Source organism: Salinivibrio sp. HTSP (assembly GCF_003390965.1).
GTDB lineage: Bacteria > Pseudomonadota > Gammaproteobacteria > Enterobacterales > Vibrionaceae > Salinivibrio > Salinivibrio kushneri.
The window spans coordinates 1-2,780 of record NZ_PXUD01000110.1 but is presented as its reverse complement, the minus strand read 5'-3'; the positions used below and the strand labels follow the sequence as shown (position 1 = coordinate 2,780).

4 protein-coding genes are annotated in these 2,780 nt (G+C 41.1%); all 4 read right to left on the bottom strand.

All coding sequences use genetic code 11. The features are described 5' to 3' along the window. The coding region (locus C7A19_RS14715) for a hypothetical protein (protein ID WP_155522573.1) at window positions 1-439 on the bottom strand (439 nt) is incomplete at its 3' end. A gap of 135 nt (window positions 440-574) precedes the next feature. After that, the gene (locus C7A19_RS14710; RefSeq protein ID WP_116645274.1) at window positions 575-1,162 is read right to left on the bottom strand and encodes a hypothetical protein; all 588 of its coding nucleotides are present in this window, start codon (window positions 1,160-1,162) and stop codon (window positions 575-577) included. Beyond that, a complete protein-coding gene (locus tag C7A19_RS14705; RefSeq protein WP_116645273.1) occupies window positions 1,155-1,589 on the bottom strand; it encodes a hypothetical protein in 435 nt (144 codons plus the stop codon). Before C7A19_RS14705 ends, C7A19_RS14710 begins: the two co-directional genes overlap by 8 nt. Window positions 1,590-1,711: 122 nt before the next feature. After that, complete coding sequence (locus tag C7A19_RS14700) at window positions 1,712-2,263, bottom strand: hypothetical protein (protein WP_116645272.1); 552 nt, start codon at window positions 2,261-2,263, stop codon at window positions 1,712-1,714. Between the last annotated feature and the right edge of the window lie 517 nt (window positions 2,264-2,780).

The following is a 2,780-nucleotide window of genomic DNA, read 5'->3' as shown; positions in this document are numbered from 1 at the left end:
TGTCAGGCTGCAGACGAGAGTGTTGCACTTCGCGGTTGAATCCGCGACTTTTTAGGGCGATACCACTGGTATTTGCTAACTCATAAGCATATGCGCTATTAATTTGTTCTACAGCGTTAAAAAAGTAGTGCCTGAGTTTTTTGCTTTGGTCATCTGAGCTGTCGTATCTATCTATAGACTCTACTATTTTTTGCAAAGCAAGATATGCCTCAGAAGACAGTTGCTTCAATATTTCTTCAAGCTCTTCATTTACTTCTGAAACAATGGCAACATACTCTTTTGAAACATCATTTAACGCCACCCTTTCAGCCAACTTGAAGTGTCGATCTGATATTTTCTCAATCTGTCTACTTGTCGAGTCTGCTGAACGTACAGAATGTCTATATGCTAAAATAGCAATGACTACGCTAACTACAGAAATCCCATCAGAAATACTCAAATAAAAAATCCCCTTTTATGTCAAAACTCAATTGAAATATAACGCCAAGCTGAGGGGCTTGCCGGAGCGGCGTGAGGCTTTTGGCATTCGCCACAAACGAAAACCGCGGAGGGCAAGTCCCTCTCAAGCTAATTGTTATGTGCTTTGTGAACTCTGTAATTTAAACATTCCCTTTGTATTTCGGTCAGTAAAATAGTTACCTTCCAAAATAGATAAATCTACGGGATCAAATTTTAAAATAGCTGCGCCCGTATGCGGCTTTGAGGAATTCCCACCGTTATTCTTAGGCAAATTTCTATATACATAGTAGATTTGGGGCCTGCCTGATTCTGGATCTTTCTTTGGCTTAACGATTAGTGTCTCTGACTCTGACTCATCTGTTAAGAATTCCATGCTAATTTTTAAGAAATCTTGCTTAATATGGGCCTTGCCTTCCTTAACCCCTTCTTTATCTCCCCACTGCCAGTGTATCTCTACATTCCACACGCCATTTATGTCGGGAAACACCCACTTATTCAAGACTGGGATTACTTTCCATATCCAACGCCAACCAAACGTTAATAAAGCCAGAATAATCAGTTCATAAATAGCTGCATATCTAAAAGCCTGAACTATGTTGTTTTGTAAATCTCCGCCTGAGAGGAAAAAAACCAGCGATAACATGACGGCGTATATGATGCAAAGAATTGAAACAACTTTAGTGATGGGTAACAAACTAATCATGTTTCATTATCTCTATTTCTCTACCATTTTCGAAAAACTGAATTCCGTAACTATTCCCCACTACAGCGCTAAACAAGACTTGCGGTAGAGCCGAACCAATTTTTGCGACCAAGTATCTTGTTCCATAGCCTAATTCAGGATTAAGTTTCACATCCTTTATTGGGGTAGGAAAAAAGTATTGACTATTGTGAATAAGTTCTAATCTATTAGAAAGTACATGAAAACCGTCATGGAGCGGGTTTTCTATCACAGATAGCCTTCTTAAGCTTTCTGACAAGTCACTTTCTGAAGCATTGAATTTTGCATTATAAATTGGGCTGATAGGTAGCGCTTCAATTTCTTTACTTACAACGATACCTAATCCGGCAAAGTTCTTACCAGAATTATCGTAGATATCTCTCAGTATTTGATATAGCTCTTCTTTCAAAATACTACTCTTTAGTTTTCGCCACATAACGCCTGCATCAAAGGAGCAGAGCCAATTTTGGTAAAGTGCGCGTCGCGCACCAAAATTGGCGGCGCGTATTTGGCTTCCTGTGCATGCACTTGTTATGCATTACAATTTTCACAAACAGCATCAAGCTTCCTAATCACACCTGACCATGGTTTCCTGTGAAATCTCGTCTCTTTTAACGAGCCAGTAAAGCTTTTCAACTCATAATCTAGCGCATCAAGAAACTTCGTTGCGTTAATGACCCGCTCACTACTAGAGAACAATGGCCCCTTCCTCCTAATTTTCCACCCGCCATATGTTTCACCTTGATGCAAAATACCGCAACGAACATTTTTATAAAAATCAGCCCCGTATCCCGTAAGTACGTCAAGCTTACTAGATGAGCTAAAGAATTCCTCGAAAACGTCTACTCCAGGTTGGCCTGTTCTCTTTCTTCCTCGCTGAAAGCAGTATAGTGATTCGATCATCAAACAGGCAGACGCCATCATACTAAAACCATGCTTGAACTGGTGATTTTTAAAGGGCTCTACATATCTTTCAGAGAAACGTTCATAAATCATGTCAGCAATAGCTTCCTTGTCCTTACTATCTCTGAGCTTTCGGTACCTTTCTACCGTGACAGACGTTGATAATTTAGTTTTCTCCATAATCACTTCTATGTTTTTTTAGAAACCCAGGATCGATTTTGCATAACATTGTATTAGTGCGCGTGCTCGATTTGTCAAAACCGTTATACGCATCTTTTATCGCCTAAGCTACTGTTATTAATATAATTTTAACGATTGAAGCAATCAACTCGTCTGCGAAAGTGTGCATACTTTCATCTCGGCTCAGGAATTCACACTCACCCCAACGATCAAAACTGATCCATAACGCGTTACCAAGCAGGAGCGTGGGAACGAGGTGGGATATCACAAGCCCAATGGATTTGCTTTAACCTCCACGCTACCGCCCTCTGGTTCGCGGCGTCCAAAAGGCCTTACAGAGCGATTTTTGCGCGCTAGGTTATCAGATGCTGGGCAGTGTGTTTAGACAAAGGGGTCTAAAATGTTGGCGTGGTCAGGGTTTGGGGATTTGTGGGGGCATAAATGCAAAAAACCGCTGACTGAGCAGCGGCTTTTCGGTATGTGGCGGAGAGATAGGGATTTGAACCCTAGAAGGGCT